Genomic DNA, 21,978 nt, shown 5'->3' with positions numbered 1-21,978 from the left:
GGCACTACAATTAACAGCACTTGTACCATAAAACCTTACGCATAACACACAGTATAGACTATATAAGTTACAAATTGAGTTCACATTCTTGCATGATTGCGCCACATTCGTCAGAAATAACCTTGAAAAACTATGGGTTTTAGCTGATTTTAGGGTTTCTTAACGATTTGACGCAGTATCAATATTAAGTATTTAGATATTACCCAACTTCATGAGTAATGATTAGAAAATTTTAAGGTGGTAATTACTGACTTTTAAAAATCTTATCATATGCCTCTAAAAGTTTCGGAACTTGATATTGCCACTCAAGTATCTCTTCCATTCTGCGTCGCCCCTCGGCTCCTATTTTTTCTCTGCGTTCAGGGGAATCTAGAAGCTCTAGAATTTTCTCAGCAAACTCCACTTCATCATTCGGTTTGGCATAGAGAGAAGCTTCTTGTGCAGAACGTCTTCCCTCTCGTAAATCAAACTGCACAATTGCTTTACCCATAGCCATATATTCAAGAATTTTATTCATGGTGCAGTTTTCGTTATAGGCAGATGTAGGAGATGGTTCCACACACACATCACAACTGGAGAGCCGCTCTAAAAGTTCCTCACCTTGTTTAAATCCTGTGAATTCTACGAAATCAGTTACTTCCAATTCTTTAGATAAGGCTTTGAGCTTGTCTGCCGCAGGGCCACTGCCGATCAGCATAAAGTGAATATCTTGGCGATTTTTTTTCCGAACAATGTAATTGACCATTCTCAGGAGATAATCAATTCCCTCTGGTTCCCCCATAACACCCATGTAACCCACCAAGTAGTCCCTACCTGCACGGTAATTCGGATTTGGAGACATTCGACGAAAACGGGATAGGTCTGGCGCACTACGAACTACAAAGACTTTCTCTGGTTTCTTTTTCCCACGGGTAATAGCTACCTCTCGATGGGATTCGTTGGTTGAAATTACAATGTCTGCTGTCGCATATGTCAAGCGTTCAGCCAACCGTAATCCCTGATAAAAAATATCACGACGCTGGTACTTAGCTTCATACATCTCAGGGCTGAGGTCATGATGATCGAAAAGAATGCGTACACCATGAAATAATTTAAACCACCCTGCTACTAGAAAAAGTAAATCCGGTGGATTACAAATATGGATGATATCAAAACCACGCTCTCGCCACACCCGTTGGGCTAGGCGGAATTGCCAGTTAATCGCCCAACTATACTCTCTGAGATACCCAACGACCGAACTTTCTTCTGGTGGTAGAGGATGACGATAGATGTGAATTTGCTCAATAACCTCGTAGTCTTTATCAAAGCCATTACCTGTAGGTGAAATTACGGCAACTTCATATCCTGCTTTTTGCAAAGTAGTCGCTTCCATCCACACTCGTCGATCGAAGGGAACTGGCAGATTTTCAACGATAATTAATACTCTTTTTGCTAATGCCATGATAACTTAAATTCTTAATTGTTTGACGAAAACACTTGTCAGCTGTGTAATGTGCTTCTTTATTTAGAAACCCTGTTAGTAAGCTGCATATTTAGATTTTCCTAGTTTGTAATCTTTTTAATTACTAACTTTTTAGACTTACTGGAACATCTAAATTTAATAGCGAATGATATAACTTCAAGAAAGCAATCCAATGATTTTTTATATCAAGAGCGAATACACTTTTTCTGGCTTTGAATCCCAAAGAAAACCTCAAGTCTTCATTTTCAATCAAAGATTTTAAAGAACTTGATAACTCCTCTGGATTCCCTGGATTAACAATGAAACCATTTTCTAAATCAGTAACTATTTCAGGTATACCACCTACTGGTGTAACTACAACTGGTAATTCCCAAGCCATTGCTTCCAACATTGCTAATGGGAGACCTTCATTATAAGATGGCAGTACAAAAATATTTGCCTGAGTTAAGAGAATATCGCGCTCATCTGAGCCTATCCACCCAGGTAATTTGATGTAATCTTCTAGATTTAAAGTAGTAACTAAATTGCGCGCTTGTTCTACTTCTCCATCTCCTGCCATAATCAGACTCAATTTAGTTCGATGTTCCTTAGGCAATAGAGAAATGGCTTCGATCAAGTCAAATGCTCCTTTACGTTGGCCAATTCGTCCTAAAAAGAGTAAATTAACTTTGTCAGGGATTGAACGATTTGGAACTTCTACAGGAATTTTTACTGGGTTATAAAAAACTACAACTTTTTCCGGTTCTAGACCAAGATTTTTGATATAGAAGTTTTTCCAACTTTCAGATAATACAATTAGCCTTTGGCACTTGCCAAATATCCAACTTAGCAGTTGCTGTATGGATTTCGGTAATCCATCGTAGAAGAGATGGAATTGACTACCATGAGCATGTATTATTATTGGTTTCCGAAATACCCAAGCTAAAAGTATCATAATTGCTTGTCGCAAAATGCTTCCACGCTGAGAAATTTGAAGTTGAACAATATCAGCCTCTTGCTTGAGTAATATCCATAAAAATTTCCATATAGCTTTCAAAAATACCGTAATTTTTTTAACTACACTTCCTTCTTCATGGGTAATGATATGACATATTTTTACTTCAGGAGGAGCATACTCCAAAAACAGCTTTTCGTAACCAGAAATACCGCCCTGCTGAAGTAAGCTAGGGCCTAACATGACAATCTTAATAGGATTAGTTTTATTCATCTTCTTTGGCTGAAGTGTGACATTTTATTATTAATTAGCTTGAAAATTTTAAATTTCCAATTGTTCAGTATGTACACCAATTGTATTTTTATAATTTTTGTTGAAATTCAGAGATACTTGACTTGATAAAATGGCCGACACATATAGTGTCCATTCAATTGAATTTTGCTCGATTAGTATAGTTTCAGTAAAGTTGGAAAAAGCGATAAAGGTTAAATATATTAGTAGCCATACATTCTTTTCAAATACTTTATTTAATCTGATTAAATATATGCCTCGGAAAAAACTAGTTAAGAATCCCGCTAGGAAAACTAAAAGTCCCACTAAACCTACAGCTAACCAGAGATCCAAAAATCCATTGTGGGCACTAGGAGCAGGCCATCCTATTGACTCTTGTACATAGGCCGCACCAGAAGTATCAGCACCAAACCAGAATGCTCCATAGCCATATCCAAGTAAGGGTTTTCTCCCTATCATCTCGAAGACAGCAGGCCATATCTCTGAGCGTCCAGTTAACGTAGTGTCTTTACCTACGCTTCCCAAAATTTGATCGGCGTATGTTACAAACAAGGCATAAAAAGCAATACTTACAGTGGCTATAAATGTCAAGGTAGGTATCAAGATTGTATACCTAAAGCGTAAAATTCTGTGATATACAGGAAAAGCTGCTGTAACTACGAGTAGATTGCCTAAAGATGTTGCTGAGCTTGAGAATAACACAAGTATTGCAGAAGCCATATAGCCAAGCCACGAAACCCAGCGATTTTGCCGAGTAGTCATAGCAATAAAGAAAAATATTGCTCCACTCAGTGCAAATCTCCTACCAAGGATATTTTTCTGTGAATATATTCCTCTCCAAGCAGTTGCATGTTCATCCACTCCAAGGCCATACTGTGGCATCAAAAAAACAACTAGGAAACACGCTATTGCTGAGATGCCAAGCATATAAGTACACATTTTCAGTTGTTCTTTTAAGGTGTAGCGCGAAGCTAAATAAACTCCAAAAAATGTAGTTCCTACTAGACCAAAAACCCTACGTATAGTTGTATCTGGATCTAAAGACCAAAAACTAGAAATTGCACAAACTCCAACTAAGAGCCAAATAAGCCTATTTTTACTAATAACGTAGATAACTTTCTTCCATCGGAGAATAATTAATAAAAAAGCTATTGCATATGTCAGAGTGTAAAGTAATCTAAATATGGTTCTATCACCTTCTTGCAAGGTGAAACCATCAGTCAGAAATGGATCTAACGGAGTTCCTGAATAAATTATTAAGCAAATAACTGTAAGTAGTTGTTCGGCAGAAAGTAGAAGTTTTCTCATTGTTTGGAGTATGCATCATGGTGGACACAGACAAGAGATTAAACTAGTTGCCTGAGTGTATGGTTGTTTCAGGTAATTTTAGCAAATACTTTGTTTCTGAGATTTGTAATTAATGGCTTTTCTAGGTAGGTATGAATCAAGCATCCCATAGCTACTGCTATGACCACAGTGACAAAGGCAATGATATTGAAATTGATTATTGCGTATAATACTGCACTCTTCCTTGCTAACGCATCCAAAATTTTACTGATATTACTTAAGAAAAAACCATGTGTTAAATATATGGAATAAGAAGCATCTCCCAGGTAAATTAAAATCAATGGTACATCGATCTTGCTTGACATTTCTAAATATACAGAGCCAATAATTAGAAGAGTAAAGGGAAGACCATAGCCTATTAATGTGGGAATACCTGATACATTAAATTCACCATCTCTTGTATTGATTATTGATAATACCAAGAGAAAAAGAGAAGTGTATATTAATGAATTTTTAAACTTAAATTTGGATTGAGAGATAGTATATGCAGCTAAACAACCAAGGACGAATTCTAGATTGTGTTCGTCAAATATAAACATTAATAAAAAATTGTTGCTAATTGGTAAAAGATTGAATAGATTGAGAATGACACCAGTTATCCAAGCAACGATTATAGCTTTGTAAATCTTGGTGTTGAACAAAATTAATCCCGCAAACAGACAGTAGAAAAAAATTTCATAAGTAAGCGTCCAACTGACACCAATAAATTTAGTGTTAAGGATATCATTGTCTTGGGGCAGTAATAAAAAAGCTTTAAAAACTTCACCTGCACTTGTTTGCAAAATCGTATCTTTATAATTGGCAAACGTAGAAGCTAGAAGTTTGGTAGCCAAAACAATCCAATACAATGGATATATGCGAATAAATCGTTTGATAATGAAAGATTTTAATTTATTTGGTTTACCAATATCATATTGGTGTATATAAAATATAATAAATCCACTTAGTACGAAAAAGAAATCAACACCTATCCAACCAAAATGAAATATTTGTAATAAAGTATTGCGATCGAATTCGCGAGAAAGGATACGACCGCCATGAGATAAGACTACGAGGATAGCAGCAATACCACGGTATACTTGTAGCAAATTCAATTTTTTGTTCATATCATTATGCAGAGTAGATTTTAAAAATTAAATTCACTTCTATGGCTTTTGATAAACATAAAAGTATTTGAGTAATGTTGCAGTATTGCTGATAGCCAGCTAGAGGTACAGTTTATATGAGTTGCCAGTTAATGAGACACATCAAGGGGTTTAACTGACAACACATCTTTTTGATACCTCAGTATATCAGTCAACTAACTCACTTCAAGGTGAGATTTCTTTCAAAACAGTTGGTTTTGTTTGGGAATTTTTTTTGAAAAGAGAACGAATTCGCTGTCTGAGATCTTGAGGAATTAACCACATTGTTAGGTACAAACATATATCCATTGGTCTTGGCTTACCCAAGCGTATAGATTCCCACAATAGAGGCAAAAAAGCTTTCCAATCACCTGCTGATGACGCAAAATGGCTAACAATTGTTGCAATAAAACCTGAATAAGCTTTTGGTGTTACTAAATGACGAGTTGAACGAATCCAATCCAAAGAATATTTCCAATCATGAACGTTACTCAAACGTTTGATTCCCATTTCTGAATGCCAGATTGCCATCGCTTCAGGTACAAATAGAATTTGTGCATTTTCCATTGCATTCACCCGCAGCAACCACTCCCAATCCTCGTGTCTGGGAAATTTTTCTTCTAAAGGCATTTTTTCCATTAACTCTTTTTTCACAAAAAGAGTAGAGGTTTGTATGCATCCTTCTCCTTTAAAAAAAGAGTTCCGAACAAAAAGATATTCGCTTAAAGGTTCCGAGGCTTGAGGTAACCTTCTTGGGCAAATAAAGTCACCTTTTGGAGTCCGAGAAATGAAACGGCTGGCAACAACTGGAAACTCATAAGTAGAACTAGTCGCTAGTTCTAATTGACGTTCCAATTTTTGTGGTAGCCATTGGTCATCATCATCTAAAAATGCTATCCAAGTGCCTTTAGCTTCCCTCACCCCGGTGTTTCTAGCACCTGATGGGCCAATATTTTGTGGTAATTCTATTACTCTGAGTCTGGGATCGCCAATCTGAGATAGCGCATCGACTGTTTGCCGATCTGGGCCATCCACTATCACAATCACTTCAATGGATTGTAGTGTCTGACTCAAGGCACTTTTAGCACCTCTGACAACAATTTGTGGTCTGTTACGTGTAGGAATAACTACACTGACTATTGGTTGGTTACTTTCGTTTGTCATTGGCATATTTGGAGTTGTTTTTTCTTTGAATAATTACCATATTTATTAAACTTGATGCTTTATTTATGGTTTTACAAGTTATTTAAACAAGAAAATCAACGATAAATAAGCATTTATTTTTTGACAATTTTTTCCCAGGCTATAGGAATTTTACCTAAAGCATGAATACTCAACAAACTAACGAATAATATATAGCAGCAAGTGGCGATCGCCATAGTTAATAACAAATTCAAATTTATTGTTTCTAAAACTATAAATACAATTGTCATCAAAACGCTAATTATCAAAGGATTTCGGATAATTCTCCATAAATTTAATGGAAATACTAAAGTATAAGTGAAATAAATATACTGACTAAAAGCAATAAAACTCATTAACAAAGCCATTATTGCTGCCCCCAGTAAGTTATATTGCGACACTAATATCAAACCTAGTAAACTTCCTAATATGGTGTTAATAGCTACTTGGCGCAAATTTACAATTTCAAAACCATTTGCCACAAGTAAAAAAGATAATGATTGATTGAAGGGTAGGAAAATTAATGATATGGCAATAATACTAAGAGCTAAACTTCCTTGAGCAAAGCTAGAATTATATATAATAATTAGTAAATTTTTACCAATAAACAGCAGACCAACGCATAAAGGTAATCCAATAGTTAATAAAATTTCAATACATTTTTCTATAATGTTTCGCTGTTTATCCCGCCCTTCATTCACGGCTTTTGATAATCGGGGAAACATTGCTATACCTATACTATTTGCAACGATCAAAAATGGTTGGAATAATTGCATGATTCCACCATAAACACCGATTACAAATTCGCTTCCTAATAATGAAAGTATCAAAATTTGAATTCGAGCATTGACTACAGCTAGTCCTTCAATTGCAAAGAATGTCCGTGCATTTTTAAGTGTTTTCCAAACAAAAGCTTTATCAATTTGCCATTTAGTTTTAACAAATTTAGTGATTAAAATCCATTCAATAGCTAGAATTATTGATTCTGAAATTACTAAAATTGCCGCTAAATAATCAACTCCATAATTCCTTTGCATTGACCAGAGCATGATGAATAAACGCATCACATACACTGGAACTGTTGCTAGGGCAATTAAATGCATCTTTTCTTTTGCTTGAAAAATTGCCTCAGTAATGTTAGAAAGTGAAAACGGAATGATTGTTAACCCCATGATGTAACAAGCAGTGGAAGTTTCAGAAGTGTAGGGCAATAGAAATACTATGATTACTAAAACTACATAACTGAAGCAACTGAAAATTAACTGCAACCAGGTTCCACTTATTAAATAAAGTGATGTTTTTTCTGGTTCACGGGCTATTTCTCTGGTAAATAAAGTCTTTAACCCCTGTGAGGCGATGTTGACAAATATAAAGTAATAAGTAAATGCTAGTAGATATTGTCCTAAGGCTTCTGCTCCTAATGTGCGAGCTATAGAAGCTGTCAACACAAAGGCTGTGATACTTTGTGTTAAACGATTAATTACCATTGACAGGGAATTACTTATTAGTTTACGGTTTTTTACCATATAGTAATCAGCTTAATTTTGATAATTGTAAAAACCGTAAATCTCTGTAGAAAAATTTTTCAAAATTAAAAAGCACAAATATCATTGAAAAGAATTTAAATTAACTTTATTTGACAATTCATTTTTGAAGATAATTTTGACCTGTTACGAAGTTATATGTCAGCTTGATTAAAAAAAGTAACTGAAACAAAAACTATTTAAATAGTTTTTGCTTGTGATGAAGAGTATACTTCGTTGAGCTTGGTAATTAACTAATTAATCTAAACTCAACGATAGTAACTCACTTCCTTTTAATACGCACCTTCTTTTTTCAAAACCACCATTACTGTTTTGATGAGAATCTCAAAGTCTAAACTCAGCGACCAATTTTCTATGTAGCTCATATCCAGGGCTATAACTTGTTCAAAATCTAAAATATTTGAACGACCTGAAACTTGCCAAAGTCCTGTAACACCAGGTAAAACTTCATGGCGAATAAAATGATGTTCAGAAAACTTATCTACATCTCTAGTTGGTAAAGGACGAGGGCCGACTATGCTCATTTCTCCAAGGATGACATTAAAAAGTTGGGGTAATTCATCCAAACTGTAACGACGGAGAAATTTTCCAACACGAGTAATGCGAGGATCGTCTTTTATTTTGAAAATAATCCCATCTTTGGTCTCATTCAAAGCTTCCAGTTCCTTCTGCAATTTCTCTGCATCAGATCTCATGGTTCTAAACTTCCATACTTTGAACTGTTTTCCATGTAGACCGATACGAGTTTGTTTGTAAAATACTGTGCCAGGAGAATCCAACTTGATAGCTATAGCTATAGCTATGTAGATGGGGAATGTTAACATTACGAAGATAGTGGAGACACAAAAATCACAAATACGCTTGATCCAAAAATCTTTACCTGTAATTATCGGGCAATCCAAACTCAGACAAGGCATTCCTCCCACTTTGTTGAATTCTACGTTTCTATAAATTGGTTTTAATTCCATCGGTATAATGTGTACTTGTATACCTGATGCTTGAAATAACCAACATAGAAACATTCTATTCTTCAAAGCATCCCAGGATATAAAGACTTCTGTTACACCTAACTGATTAAGTTGATTCAATGTTTGTTGGCGTTGATATCTGTCTAAGGCATTAGCATTTGCTGTTCCAGATACAATGTAATGTTTCTCTTTTTTGATGAAGCTTGCTATTTGCTCCTGGTCTTGATGATCGGAGATAATAAATACAGAAGAACGAACTATTTTCTTTTGCTTACGGAGATATTCTAGAACTAGATTTACACTATATCTACCAGTACAAACAAAAAATGTACTGAACAACCAAGACAAAAGTATTAATCTCTGACTTGTGATATCTACAATCGGCTGATATATCAAACAAATAAATAGTATTAATCCGTGAGCAAAAGTTAGTGACTTGGTAATATTTAGATAGTCATACCGTTTTTGGCCTTCTCGGTAAACACCTTCTAGAGCTAGCGATCCGATTTGAATTCCAATTGTTATGAATATCGGCAAATAATTAATTGAGCTACCCGAATAAAAACTGTCAGCTGATTGGTATCCAGCTAAAATCCAAGCTAAGGATAAAAGAGTGCAATCTACTAAAAATAGCGTTGTTAGTCTCAGCCACCAGGAACCTTTGCGTACTTTCACAATTGAAGATGCACGTAAATCCAAAGGCACTTCACTTAATTGGTTTGTTGCGATACTTTGATTACTCATAGTTAGTAACACTTGGTCTCGTTAAAGTTGGATGGAAATATATACGAGTGGAGTATTTCACATGTCTTTCAAAGAAAACTAAATTCTTTAGTTGAATATTTACTCACTTTTTTGGAGTAAAGTTAATTTCTTGAGCAAAAATGTATTCAAATGTCTCAGTGCGAACATCAACCAAAATTTCAGCATTTTTTACAACGTAGCATCTCGAAACTTTGGGCTTTAGTCTAAAGGTAAGGATGTTTTTTTAATTAAACTATAGTTCAATGCAGTTCCTGACATTAATATCTTATATATGCTAGGTCAGGATATTAGAGTTTCTAACTTGCGTAATACATTATCGAGGCCGTTAAAGCTCTTTCACAGGTTTGGGCTTTCAAAAAAACTATACCCCTCACAAAGTTAATGTTGTATGTTTAACTACACTGGTTTAGTTTTGCTTCAAGGCTTTTTGATTGTTTACGCATAATTACTGATTAAAAAAACATACAGACATAACATATAACGAAATGCATCAAAATCATTGAGTTTTGTTACAAAAGTTTACATTTCTTTGTACTTTGGTTAGATTCTTATTAATTTTTGAAGGATGTGAATAAACATATAGATGGCAAATTCAGTAAAAACCTTCAATTGATAAATCACTTTTGTCAAGGGAGCATCTTGTCAGTGTAGATGTAGTTTCACAAAACTAACAAAGCTGTTCGGCAAATATGAAACAGTAAAAATGAGTTTTGAGGAATTGAAGCACTGTTCAAGTATGTTTAAAAGGTACAAAGCTTGTTATATATGCATTATAGGCATTTTTACTCCTTGAGAAAGTGAATTATTTTGGCTATTCTTTGGTTTCAGATTAGATTTAGAGTTGATTTAGTTTGATGTGTTAGAAACTACGGACTTACGTAACTAACCGCGTATGTAGAAATTCTACTGAATTACCGTAATTATTGCAGCTACTTGTACTAAGGCTTTACAGTAATTTTACATACCAAGAAACACAATGAAGATTCGGTAATAATTATTTTTTCGCTCAACTAGTTAAGAGAAAAGACGATAAAAAGGATAACGTAATTCCACTATTATTTATATTTGCTAAGCTGATTTACTTAAAACGATTCAAACTTTTATTCTTCTGTGGTCATATAGTTTTTAATTAAAAAAGCTAAAGTAAAAAAATATAAAAATTTCAAACTCAATATAAAATTTTAAATATCCGATGGAGAGGTTTTTGCAAAAAATATCAATTTATAATTCAAAACGAAAACTGTGATTGAAGCTCTCTGGCAACTAAAAAGCCTGCGTTATGAAAAAATCGTTGAAAAATTTATTTTCCTTCCTGTGTAGATTTTCCCTAGAGTGAAAAATATAGTATGGCAAAAAAGTACAAATGATTAAGTAATATCAATATATGGTGATTATTATTAAATCAATGGGAACTCTGCCTGTAGTAACAACACAAATTTAACTAGAGACTTTCGTAAGTTATTGATATATAAAAAATGCAGATAGACAGTTATAGTTCAGAAGGCAAAGGAAATATTTCGTTAGATAACTTAACTAAAATTTTTAACACAGAAGTTCTACAGGAATGTAGTGATACCCAGACAATTGCTGGTAACTTGTGTATCCATCAAATTTTTGAAATGCAAGTAGAGCGATCGCCCCAAGCAATTGCTGTAGTATTTGAAAATACACAACTTACATATCAGCAGTTAAACCAACAAGCAAACCAACTAGCACACCATCTACGTACTTTAGGCGTTGGGCCAGAAGTACTTGTGGGTATATGTTTAGAGCGCTCCTTAGAGATGATTGTGGGGCTGTTGGGAATTCTCAAAGCTGGAGGCGCTTATGTGCCTTTAGACCCGTCATATCCAAAAGAGCGCTTAGCTTTCATCTTGGAAGATACACAAACACCAGTGTTGTTAACCCAAGAAAAATTGCTCAAGGATTTACCACCGCACCAGGCGCAAGTCATTTGTCTAGACTTGTTTTGGCAAGAAAACAGCCAAAATAACCAAGAAAATCCTGAAAATCAGACGACCCTTGATAATTTAATTTACGTAATTTACACATCTGGTTCTACAGGACAGCCCAAGGGTGTAATGATTCCTCACCGAGGAATTTGCAATCAATTGCACTGGCGGCAAACAACCTTTAGATTAACTCAGACAGACAAAGTTTTACTCACCATTTCTTTTAGTTTTGACCCTTCAGTGTGGCAGATATTCTGGCCGTTGTGCTTTGGAGGGCAATTAATTATACCTCGTCCTGGGGGACATCAAGACGCTGGCTATCTTATCAAAGCGATCGCCCAACAGCAAATTACTGTCATCGCCTTAGTACCTTCAGTACTGCGTGTTTTATTGGAAGAAAAGGGAATTGAAAATTGCCGACTTCTCAGACACGTAACCTGCGGTGGTGAAGCTTTACCGGTAGAACTCATAGAGCGATTTTTTGCCAAATTAAATTTGGACAATGTTTTACACAATTGTTACGGCCCCACAGAAGCTTCCATTGATACCACATTCTGGACTTGCCAACGGGGCAGTAATTACAACATTGCTCCCATTGGTCGCCCCATTACCAATGCCCAGATTTACATCCTCGATGAAAATTTACAGCCAGTGCCTGATGGGGAGTCAGGTGAACTACATATAGGCGGTATTGGTTTAGCACGGGGCTATTTGAACCGTCCAGAATTAACTCAAGAAAAGTTTATTATCGATCCTTTTAGCTCTGAAGAAGGGGCACGCCTTTACAAAACTGGGGACTTGGCACGTTACAACAGCGATGGTAATGTCGAGTTTGTTGGTCGCATTGACCACCAAGTGAAAATACGGGGTTTCCGGATTGAATTGGGAGAAATTGAAGCTGTACTCAGCCAACATCCGGCGCTGGCGCAGACTTTAGTGATGGCTAGAGAAGATATTCCTGGCGATAAGCGGTTGGTGGCATACATAGTTGCTAAGCCAGGGAAAACGCCTACTCAGGTTGAAATCCGCCAGTTTTTGCAAAGTCGGCTACCAGAATACATGGTGCCCGCCTATTTGGTATTTTTAGATACCTTGCCATTAAACCCCAATGGAAAAATAGACCGTCGGGCTTTGCCTGCACCTGATATATCCGACCTGAATCTTTCAAGTAACTTTGTCCCTCCGCAAAACCCCACAGAAGAAGTCTTAGCAAGCATTTGGGCAAAAATTCTGCGTTTGCAACAAGTAGGCATCCACAACAACTTTTTTGAATTGGGAGGCCATTCACTGCTGGCTACCCAAGTGATGTCTAGGGTTCGCCAAGCCTTCGGGATAGAAATACCGTTGCAAGTTTTGTTTGAAAATCCCACCATCGCTAGCTTAGCCCAAGCCATTGCTCAAAACCAAATTCCAGAAAATCATCCCCAAAATCAGGCCATTCCCCAAATTGCCAACCGAGAAGCAGCGCCCTTATCCTTTGCCCAGCAACGAGTCTGGTTTTTGGAGCAATTGGAACCCAACAGCAGGGCATATATTATTGCAGATGCACAACGCTTAACAGGCGAATTAAACTTGGGTGTATTGCAACAGGCCTTAGATGGCATCGTTGTTCACCACGAAGCACTGCGAACAAACTTTATTAAATCACCCGACGGTAGCCCCATACAAGTAATTAGGGCACCCCGGTCAGTGGAACTCAAGGTAATTAAAGTCACCCAGGAGCAAGCAAAATATCTCCTGACTCAAGAAGCGCAACCCCCCTTCAACTTAGAATCTGATTTGATGCTGCGGGCTAGCTTGCTGCAAATAAACGAACGGGAGCAGATACTTTTGTTAGTCATGCACCACATTGCCTCAGATGGTTGGTCAATGGGTATCCTCTGGCAGCAGTTAGCAGCGCTTTATGAAGCTTTTTTAAATGGTAAGCCTTCTGTCTTAGGAAAATTACCCATTCAATATGCCGATTTTGCTGCTTGGCAGCATCAATGGTTGTCTGGTGGAGTCCTTACCAAGCAAACAAACTACTGGAAAACCCAGTTAGCAGGTGCTAATACTGTACTGGAATTGCCCACTGACCGACCGCGGCCACCAGTGCAAACTTACCAAGGGGCGGCTGAGTCGTTAATGCTACCCGAAAGTTTGAGTGCATCACTCACAGAACTGTCGCGTCAGGAAGGCGTCACCTTATTTATGACCTTGCTGGCGGCCTTTGGAACAATACTGCATCGCTACTCTGGGCAAGAAGATATTCTCATTGGTTCTCCCATTGCTGGACGTAACCGTTCTGAAGTTGAAGGGCTGATTGGATTTTTCATTAACACTGTGGTTTTACGGACTGATTTTTCCGGCGGCCCTAGTTTTCGTTCGGTGTTGAGTCGAGTCCGGGAAATGGCCTTGGGTGCTTATGCCCATCAAGATATGCCCTTCGAGAAACTGGTGGAAGAACTGCAACCAGAACGGGATACCAGCCGCAACCCACTGTTTCAAGTGTGGTTTAATATGCTCAACTTGAGGGATATCCAACTGGAAATACCTGGGGTGGCTGTAGAACCAATCCCGATGTTAGAAACAGGTTCCAAGTTTGACTTGACTTTGTATGTTACAGAACAAAACCAGGGAATCAAACTTGATTTAGTTTACAACACCGATTTGTTTATTCCAGAGCGGATGATGGAAATGCTGCATCAGTTCCATCATTTATTGAATCAAATTGTTGCGGCTCCAGAAAATCAGATTAGTTTGTATTCTCTGGTCACACCACAAGCGCGATTTTTGCTGCCAGAACCAACAGCAGCGTTACCTGAACCAAAGTACGAACTGGTAACAACAATGTTTACCTCTTGGGTAAATTCTGTGCCAGAACATTCAGCACTTCGGCAAGGATCTCGGACTTGGAACTACGGGCAATTGGGGAAAATAGCTCAAGGTTTAGCTGGGGCTTTATTATCCCAAGGACTCCAGCGGGGAGATGTGGTGGCGGTGTTTGGTACGCGCAGCTTTGGGTTGATTGCAAGTATGACAGCTGTGCTTTTAAGCGGTGGTGTGCTGTTGACACTCGATGCGAAGTTGCCTAGACAACGCCACCAGCTGATGCTCAAAGAAGCTAAAGCCAAATACATATTATATATAGATAATCAGATCCAAGAAGACAAAGGCATCACTGAATCTTTAATTAGCATCCGTGTAAATCCAGATACAGGAGAAATTCTCAATTCACCCCAAGGCAGTACTCAAAGCGTAAATTTGCCACAAATCACTGGTGACGATGCAGCTTATATTTTCTTTACTTCCGGCACTACTGGTGTACCCAAAGGCGTGTTGGGGTGTCACAAAGGAATGGCACATTTTCTCAACTGGCAGCGGCAGACATTTAAAATTGGTCAGCAAGACCGGGTTGCCCAATTGACTGGTCTTTCCTTTGATGTCGTCCTCAGGGATATTTTCTTACCTTTGATTAGTGGTGCAACTTTGTGTTTGCCAGAGGAAGGCGATAACTTAGAAGCGACTAAAATTTTGCCTTACTTAGAAGCCGAGGAAATTTCTGTATTGCACACAGTTCCTTCCTTGGCACAATCTTGGTTAGCAAATGTACCATCAGGAGTTTTTCTCCGTAACTTACGCTGGTTATTTTTTGCTGGGGAACCTCTCAAGGAAACACTTGTACTTCGGTGGCGGGATGCTTTTCCAGAATCAGGGGAAATTGTCAATCTCTACGGCCCCACAGAGACAACTTTAGCTAAGTGTTATTATCGAGTACCTGTTGAATGTACCCCAGGAGTACAGCCAGTAGGAACGCCATTGCCAGAAACCCAAGCGCTGGTTTTCACACCAAATCATCAACTGTGCGGCATTGGAGAACCAGGGGAAATAGTGATTAGAACTCCATTTCGGAGTTTGGGTTATATCAATGCCCAGCAAGAAAACCGTTCTCGGTTTGTGAAAAATTTCTTTGGCAATGACGAACAAGATTGGCTTTATTATACAGGCGATCGCGGTTGCTATCGTCCAGATGGTTCTTTAGAAATCCTCGGTCGTAAAGATCATCAAGTGAAAATCCGTGGCATACGCATTGAGCCAGGGGAAATTGAGACGGTGTTAGCTCAACACTCAGATGTACTCCAGACTGTGGTCATTGCCCGTGAGGATATTCCAGGAGATGTGCGTTTAGTAGCTTACACGATCTTAAATCAGGATTCAGTAGCCACAGTCAGTGAAATTCGCCGCTTTCTCTCCACTAAGCTGCCACAGTACATGTTACCTTCAGCTTTTGTCTTGCTGGAGACCATGCCTTTAACCCCCAACGGCAAGGTAAACCGCCGCGCCTTACCTGCACCAGACTTATCAAGACAACAGCCAGAAGGAACTTTTGTTGCTCCCCGCAATGAAGTGGAACGCCAGCTAACAGAAATTTGGGAACAACTTTTAGGCGTCAAACCCATCGGCATTCAAGATAACTTCTTTGAATTAGGAGGGCATTCTCTACTGGCAGTCAAATTATTTTGGCAAATTGAGAAGACATTTAATCAAAATCTACCCCTTGCGACTCTTTTCCAGTCAAGTACTGTAGAGGCTTTAGCCAAAATCATCTGCGAAGAAGAAAATTTAGCCACAAATCAAACTTCAGTAAAAAACAAATCAACAGCTACTTGGTCATCCTTGGTGGAAATTCAACCCAATGGTTCCAAGCCGCCTTTCTTCTGCGTTCACGGACTGGGTGGAGAAGTTTTGTGTTTCCGTGAATTGGCAAAAAATTTGGGTTTTGAACAACCATTTTACGGACTACAACCACAGGGGCTAGATGGAAAACATCCTTTCCATACCCGCGTTGAAGACATGGCCGCACACTACATTCAAGAAATTAAAATTGTTCAACCCCAGGGCCCTTATTTTCTCGGCGGTTATTCCTTTGGCGGTGCAGTTGCCTTTGAGATGGCTCGACAACTTTGCGAAAAAGGCGAAGAAATTGGTATTTTAATTATCATTGATAGTTGTCGCCCTGGTTATAGTTGGCGATCGCCATTTTTCAAACGCATTTTCTTGCATTTAAATAATGTTATTGAGCAAGGAGTTGGCTATCTTTGGCAAAAGATTCTCCGATGGAGCTATTGGAATAAATCCCGTCTCCAAAATACATATAAACGTTACTTGGAAGCCAAACTTGATTTACCTGAAACTGACAAACATTTAAAAAGTATAGAAATTAATACTCAAGCTATTAGCCGCTATACTTATCCAATTTATCCTGGTGGAGCTATCTTATTGCGGACTGAAGACAAGAACCGAGGTGAAGGTATAGGTGTACAATACGATCCGCAATTTGGTTGGGGCGACATAGTTGCCGGGGAATTAGACATACATTATATTCCCGGTTCTCATCTTTCTTTACTCCACGAACCCCACGTACAGGTGTTAGCTGAAATATTGACAAATTATTTAGTGAAAGTTCAGTAATCAGAATTCTGAATGCAATCAGTAAATCTGATAAATAAGTTCTAGGGCTTCCAAGAAATTAATTACTTAATTTTGTGGGGTGGGCGTCTCGCCCGCCTGTAAACAAGGGCACACAAGATGTCCACCCCACAAGAAGTAGTTGAATTGGCAACTTCCTTAACCAAGATACTCTTTTGTTATTACGGTAATTCAGCAATAAAATTCTTACCATCTTTCAAAACATTGGGATATTTCTTGAGAAAAGTTTGGACTTTTTGCTTTTGGTTGTCATCCACAAACAAATTATAACTCTCAATAAAATTAAAACTTCCGACTAAATATTTAGCTCCTAATTTAGCTTTAGATAAAATAAATTCTTCTGTAACATCATTATGGTTAATTAGCCATCCTTTTCGATGTGATAAATAAAGTAATGTCGGGTCGCTTGCAGTAGTAGCAATTATCAGCGATTCCGATTTAGTATTTGCTTTGACTTGCTGTGCCAATTGAAAAACAGCCGATTTGTCTGTTCTTTCTTTAAACATATAATCAACAGTATAAATAACAGAACCAGCAGCCACAGTTAAACATAAACACCCTAATATTGCTTTCTTATAATTAAATTGCCCAGCAGCTTGTTCCAAATAATAACTACAAGCTTTACCCATGAATATCACTGCTGGAAGCATAAATTGAAGTTGATAATATTCATGAACTAAACTTGTAATAGGTACTAAAACCCAAGTTAATATTACTGAAATTAACCAAATATCTAATACATACTCTTGTCTAGTTTTTCTAGTAATGAACAAACCCAACAAAAATATGGGAAAACCAAAAATGGCAAAATGCCTCACAACAGTCCTAAAAAATATTTCTGTCCAAAAACGCCAACTCAGTACAATATTATAGTTATACCTATTAGTTGAACCAGACCAAAAACCAAAAGTATTGCCATACTCTAAAAATAATTGATGCGCGTGGTAATACCAAGCAGCTACAGACATTAATATCAAAATGCTATAAATCCACAGAGATATTTGAGAAAAAACTCTGATGTTATATTTAGTCCATGCTAGGTAAAAAATTGGTATTCCTAAGTATATGATTGGTAAAACTTTGATCAGACAAGCCAAGGCGACAAAGCTACCTGATAAAATTAAATCTTGTTGTTTTTCAAAATCCAGCCAATTAATAAAATAATAGATGCCGATAACTGAACACATCAATAACATCGACTCTGGTTGAAATGTTCTACTATAATAAACATTTAAAGGTAAAATAACGAAAAATAAACAAGACCAAGAGGCGGTCTTTTGATCTAAAATTTTCACAATTAATTGATATAAAAAGTAGAGAGCTACTAAAAAACAAAGAATTGAAAAATATCTTCCCCAAAATTCTGAAACTCCTCCAAAAATCTTATAAATTAAAGCAACGATAAATGAATAAATGGGAAACTCAGTTTCACAATAACCAGGAGAATTACCTCCCCAATCAATTTGAGGATAAAATAAATTAAAATTATTTTCATAAAAATTTCTCGCCATCGCTGCTGTATCTGATTGACGCCAGGAATGAATACCAATAATTGGGGAATTAATGTTGTAGATTCTAATAGCTATAGCTAAGGTAAGTAAGAAAAGTAGAGGCGAGTTTTGCAACCTATTTTTGTTTTGCTTATTGTGCATATACTAAAAAAACTACCCGCAATTTCCAGAGAAAAAAGTAAAAATATAATTCTTCAAATTTAAACTAAAAACAGGGTATTGGATGTAGTAAAAAAAAGAAGAATTGTATCTTTGGTACACTTTATCCTCGAAACCTAGCAATTAACAATTAAAAATTCACAATTAAAAGAAATTTAAGCTTTGATTAAATATTGTTAATTTTCAATTATTTTTGATAATTAAAAGCCGACATCTTTCCTCTTGAAAAGCATAATTAAATATTCAAGAATCTGGAGTGATGACCAAAGAAAGAGCCAATTGATAGAGTTGGCGACGGGGAAGAGAAGTTTCTTTTGCTAATTGACGGCTAGCTTGCGATCGCGATATTCCTTGACTAATTAATTGTTTTAATTCGGCTTTTAATTCTTCTTGTGTTAATTGGGGCTGACTCGGTGGAATTCCCGCAACAACTAAAGTATATTCACCTTGGGGTTCCCGTTGGCTGTAGTGAGCGATGGCTTCGGCAATTGTTCCCCGCCAAAATTCTTCATACAATTTAGTTAACTCCCTTGCGAGTACGATTTGGCGATCGCTGCCCAAAATTTCTGCTAAGTCTTGTAAAGTATCTTGCAATCTGTGGGGCGATTCGTAGAAAATTAATGTGCGAGATTCTGTTTGTAAAGATTCTAAATGTTCTCGCCGTTGTTGACTTTTTGCTGGCAAAAACCCTTCAAACACAAACCTATCCGTAGGAAGTCCGGCTGCACTCAAAGCCGTAATTGCCGCACTGGCCCCAGGAATCGGAACTACAGAAATACCAGCTGCAATACAAGCTTCAATCAATTCATATCCAGGATCGGAAATTCCTGGCATTCCAGCATCGCTTACTAAAGCGATCGCTTTATCATTCGTCAAATATTGTAATAATTCTGGAATGCGGCTGGTACGATTATGCTCGTGGTAACTGATTTGGGGTGTCTTGATTTCAAAATGTTGTAGTAATTTCCCTGTGTGGCGAGTGTCTTCCGCAGCAATCATATCCACAGTTTGCAAAATTCGCACCGCCCGAAAAGTCATATCTTCTAAGTTGCCAATTGGTGTGCCAACGACGTAAAGTGTTCTTGGTTTGGGATCGGTTTGCATGAGCAAAAATTTGAAAGTTAGGAGTTATGAGTTAGGAGTTAGGAGTTAGAAGTTATGACAAATAATTCATACATTACTACGAAGACTTATACACAAATGACTGTTGACTAATGACTAATAACTAATGACTAATAATTAATGACTAATAACTAATGACTAATAACTAATGACTAATGGGTTATTTATAGGTTTAGTAACCTTGGATTTGATTTACCTCGCTGACTCTCCACCTCAGAATAATCAAAAGATTGTGGCTATTGACTACAGTGTGGCAGCAGGTGGCCCAGCGACAAACGCGGCTGTAACTTTTAGTTATTTGGGTAATCAAGCTACAGTCTTGGGTGTGGTGGGTTCTCACCCAACGGGCCAGTTAATTCGAGGTGATTTAGCAACTTATCAAGTGGCGATCGCCGATCTTCAGCCTACCATCGATTTAGCACCACCAGTCTCTTCAATTATTGTTACCCAAGCCACAGGCCAAAGAGCAGTGGTTTCTATCAATGCTGTGAAAACTCAAGCCACTAGCGCATCCATTCCCGCCAATATTTTAGAAAATGTTGCCATAGTATTAATTGACGGACATCAAATGGCTGTTGGTTATTCCATAGCCCAAATGGCCAAAGCCCAGAATATCCCGGTAGTCATCGATGGTGGTAGCTGGAAACCTGGATTTGAGGAAATTTTACCATTCGTAGATTACGCTATCTGTTCGGCTAATTTTCATCCACCAAATTGTCAGACTTCACAACAGGTTTTTGCTTATCTAAGCAAATTTAATATTCCTCATATCGCCATTACCCACGGAGAACAACCAATTCAATATTGGAGTTGCAATCAAACTGGTATTTTAGATGTGCCGAAAATTCAAGCCGTTGATACCTTAGGGGCTGGAGATATTTTTCACGGTGGCTTCTGTCACTACATTTTAAAAGAAAGCTTTACCGATGCCTTGGCGATGGCAGCAAATATCGCTGCTAATTCTTGCCAGTTTTTTGGTACTCGGCGCTGGATGGATTTTATTTGAAGATAGACAACTGTCTTGCCCAGCTGAGGTTGTATATTTTTAAGTTAGATAGGGCTATATTTAATGAAAGACTTACAAGAAATATTAGCGATCGCTCGTCAGGTAGGTTGGGAAGCGGCGGATATATTGCGATCTTATTACCACGGCACTGCTAAAGATCCTAATTTAGCAATACAATACAAAGAAAATGAACCTGTTACCGTCGCCGATGTAGCTGTGAGTCAATATATTCTGGAAAAGCTACAAGCAAATCTAGGTCATGAAGAGTTTATTTACATCAGCGAAGAAACCTATCAATCCCTAAGTGAGTCTGCAAAACCTTCTACCCCTTGGGTATGGATTATAGATCCTTTGGATGGCACGCGGGACTTTATCCAAAAAACTGGGGAATATGCCATTCACATTGCTTTAGTCAAAGAAACGCGCCCAGTTTTGGCAGTGGTGGCAGTTCCAGAAGCTCAAAAGTTGTATTATGCCACAAAAGACGGCGGCACTTTTCTAGAAACCCGTGATTGCTGTGTTCCTTTACAAGTGTCGTCAGGTAAACGAATTGAAGATTTAACCTTAGTCGTCAGTCGTTCTCACCGCAACCAAAGGTTAGATCGTCTACTACAAAATCTACCCTGTCAAAATCAAAAAGCTGTTGGCAGTGTCGGGTGTAAAATCGCCACAATTGTCGAACAACAAGCAGAAATTTACATTTCTCTGTCTGGCAAATCTGCTCCCAAAGATTGGGATATTGCAGCCCCAGAGTTGATTTTAACAGAAGCCGGAGGTAAATTTACTCACTTTGATGGTACACCCTTAGAATACAACACAGGTGATATCAATCAATGGGGAGGTCTACTGGCCAGTAACGGTGAATATCACGAAGTGCTGTGTAAAGAAGCAGAAAGAATTTTAGCCCAGTTCACTGAAAGTTAAGGGGCTTCCAAGTGAAAAAGTATTTCATTATTGTTGACAGTCAACAGTCAACAGTTAACAGATCTAAGTCCCTTAAAATCACCTGGGATATTTGATAAATATTTTCAAATCTGCTTTGAGTACAGTTATCTATGGTATAATTAACGCCACTAGTAAAATAATATGTAGTTAATGCTTGGTAAATAATCCCAATATCCAAAACACTAAAGTTTTTGGGC

At 37.6% G+C, this 21,978-nt stretch carries 12 protein-coding genes; 3 read left to right on the top strand and 9 right to left on the bottom strand.

Going from position 1 to position 21,978, the window contains the following annotated elements; genetic code table 11:
- Positions 1–244: 244 nt before the first annotated feature.
- The 7 genes from VF06_RS22255 to VF06_RS22225 form a co-directional block, all read right to left on the bottom strand.
- Complete coding sequence (locus VF06_RS22255) at positions 245–1,441, bottom strand: glycosyltransferase family 4 protein (RefSeq protein WP_099067735.1); 1,197 nt, start codon at positions 1,439–1,441, stop codon at positions 245–247.
- A 124-nt stretch (positions 1,442–1,565) separates the two neighbouring features.
- On the bottom strand, positions 1,566–2,669 hold the full coding sequence (locus VF06_RS22250; RefSeq protein WP_099067736.1) for a glycosyltransferase family 4 protein: 1,104 nt from the start codon (positions 2,667–2,669) through the stop codon (positions 1,566–1,568).
- A gap of 48 nt (positions 2,670–2,717) precedes the next feature.
- Positions 2,718–3,995: an O-antigen ligase family protein gene (locus tag VF06_RS22245; protein ID WP_099067737.1), complete on the bottom strand. Its 1,278-nt coding sequence runs from the start codon at positions 3,993–3,995 to the stop codon at positions 2,718–2,720.
- A 68-nt stretch (positions 3,996–4,063) separates the two neighbouring features.
- Positions 4,064–5,140: an acyltransferase family protein gene (locus VF06_RS22240; RefSeq protein WP_099067738.1), complete on the bottom strand. Its 1,077-nt coding sequence runs from the start codon at positions 5,138–5,140 to the stop codon at positions 4,064–4,066.
- A 204-nt stretch (positions 5,141–5,344) separates the two neighbouring features.
- Positions 5,345–6,322 (bottom strand): glycosyltransferase family 2 protein, encoded by a 978-nt coding sequence (locus VF06_RS22235; RefSeq protein WP_099067739.1) that lies wholly within the window; start codon positions 6,320–6,322, stop codon positions 5,345–5,347.
- A gap of 113 nt (positions 6,323–6,435) precedes the next feature.
- Positions 6,436–7,866: an oligosaccharide flippase family protein gene (locus VF06_RS22230; protein ID WP_099067740.1), complete on the bottom strand. Its 1,431-nt coding sequence runs from the start codon at positions 7,864–7,866 to the stop codon at positions 6,436–6,438.
- Positions 7,867–8,156: 290 nt separating this feature from the next.
- Positions 8,157–9,596 carry a sugar transferase gene (locus VF06_RS22225; RefSeq protein ID WP_099067741.1) on the bottom strand — a complete coding sequence of 480 codons (1,440 nt, stop codon included), beginning with the start codon at positions 9,594–9,596 and terminating at the stop codon, positions 8,157–8,159.
- 1,496 nt (positions 9,597–11,092) lie between these two features.
- Between VF06_RS22225 and VF06_RS22220 the strand changes: the two genes are divergently transcribed.
- Positions 11,093–17,020, top strand: coding sequence for a non-ribosomal peptide synthetase (locus VF06_RS22220; protein ID WP_099067742.1), 5,928 nt, complete (start codon positions 11,093–11,095; stop codon positions 17,018–17,020).
- 179 nt (positions 17,021–17,199) lie between these two features.
- Here the strand turns inward: VF06_RS22220 and VF06_RS22215 are convergent, their stop codons facing one another.
- Positions 17,200–18,690 carry an ArnT family glycosyltransferase gene (locus VF06_RS22215; protein ID WP_099067743.1) on the bottom strand — a complete coding sequence of 497 codons (1,491 nt, stop codon included), beginning with the start codon at positions 18,688–18,690 and terminating at the stop codon, positions 17,200–17,202.
- Positions 18,691–18,951: 261 nt separating this feature from the next.
- Positions 18,952–19,812 (bottom strand): 16S rRNA (cytidine(1402)-2'-O)-methyltransferase, encoded by an 861-nt coding sequence (gene rsmI, locus VF06_RS22210; protein WP_099067744.1) that lies wholly within the window; start codon positions 19,810–19,812, stop codon positions 18,952–18,954.
- Between the two features lie 166 nt (positions 19,813–19,978).
- Between rsmI and VF06_RS22205 the strand changes: the two genes are divergently transcribed.
- Together VF06_RS22205 and VF06_RS22200 are read left to right on the top strand one after the other, a co-directional pair.
- On the top strand, positions 19,979–20,836 hold the full coding sequence (locus tag VF06_RS22205; RefSeq protein WP_099067745.1) for a sugar kinase: 858 nt from the start codon (positions 19,979–19,981) through the stop codon (positions 20,834–20,836).
- A gap of 63 nt (positions 20,837–20,899) precedes the next feature.
- Complete coding sequence (locus VF06_RS22200) at positions 20,900–21,760, top strand: 3'(2'),5'-bisphosphate nucleotidase CysQ family protein (RefSeq protein ID WP_099067746.1); 861 nt, start codon at positions 20,900–20,902, stop codon at positions 21,758–21,760.
- Positions 21,761–21,978: the final 218 nt, after the last annotated feature.

Origin of the sequence: Nostoc linckia z4, assembly GCF_002608075.1 — a bacterium.
GTDB classification, from domain to species: domain Bacteria; phylum Cyanobacteriota; class Cyanobacteriia; order Cyanobacteriales; family Nostocaceae; genus Nostoc; species Nostoc linckia.
The sequence above is the reverse complement of the archived record's forward strand: the minus strand, read 5'-3'. Positions and strand labels throughout refer to the sequence as shown.

Coding starts and splice junctions, on each gene's coding strand:
- VF06_RS22255 (WP_099067735.1), bottom strand. CDS start 1,441: ATGGCATTAGCAAAAAGAGTATTAATTATCGTTGAAAATCTGCCAGTT.
- VF06_RS22250 (WP_099067736.1), bottom strand. CDS start 2,669: ATGAATAAAACTAATCCTATTAAGATTGTCATGTTAGGCCCTAGCTTA.
- VF06_RS22245 (WP_099067737.1), bottom strand. CDS start 3,995: ATGAGAAAACTTCTACTTTCTGCCGAACAACTACTTACAGTTATTTGC.
- VF06_RS22240 (WP_099067738.1), bottom strand. CDS start 5,140: ATGAACAAAAAATTGAATTTGCTACAAGTATACCGTGGTATTGCTGCT.
- VF06_RS22235 (WP_099067739.1), bottom strand. CDS start 6,322: ATGACAAACGAAAGTAACCAACCAATAGTCAGTGTAGTTATTCCTACA.
- VF06_RS22230 (WP_099067740.1), bottom strand. CDS start 7,866: ATGGTAAAAAACCGTAAACTAATAAGTAATTCCCTGTCAATGGTAATT.
- VF06_RS22225 (WP_099067741.1), bottom strand. CDS start 9,596: ATGAGTAATCAAAGTATCGCAACAAACCAATTAAGTGAAGTGCCTTTG.
- VF06_RS22220 (WP_099067742.1), top strand. CDS start 11,093: ATGCAGATAGACAGTTATAGTTCAGAAGGCAAAGGAAATATTTCGTTA.
- VF06_RS22215 (WP_099067743.1), bottom strand. CDS start 18,690: ATGCACAATAAGCAAAACAAAAATAGGTTGCAAAACTCGCCTCTACTT.
- rsmI (WP_099067744.1), bottom strand. CDS start 19,812: ATGCAAACCGATCCCAAACCAAGAACACTTTACGTCGTTGGCACACCA.
- VF06_RS22205 (WP_099067745.1), top strand. CDS start 19,979: ATGACTAATGGGTTATTTATAGGTTTAGTAACCTTGGATTTGATTTAC.
- VF06_RS22200 (WP_099067746.1), top strand. CDS start 20,900: ATGAAAGACTTACAAGAAATATTAGCGATCGCTCGTCAGGTAGGTTGG.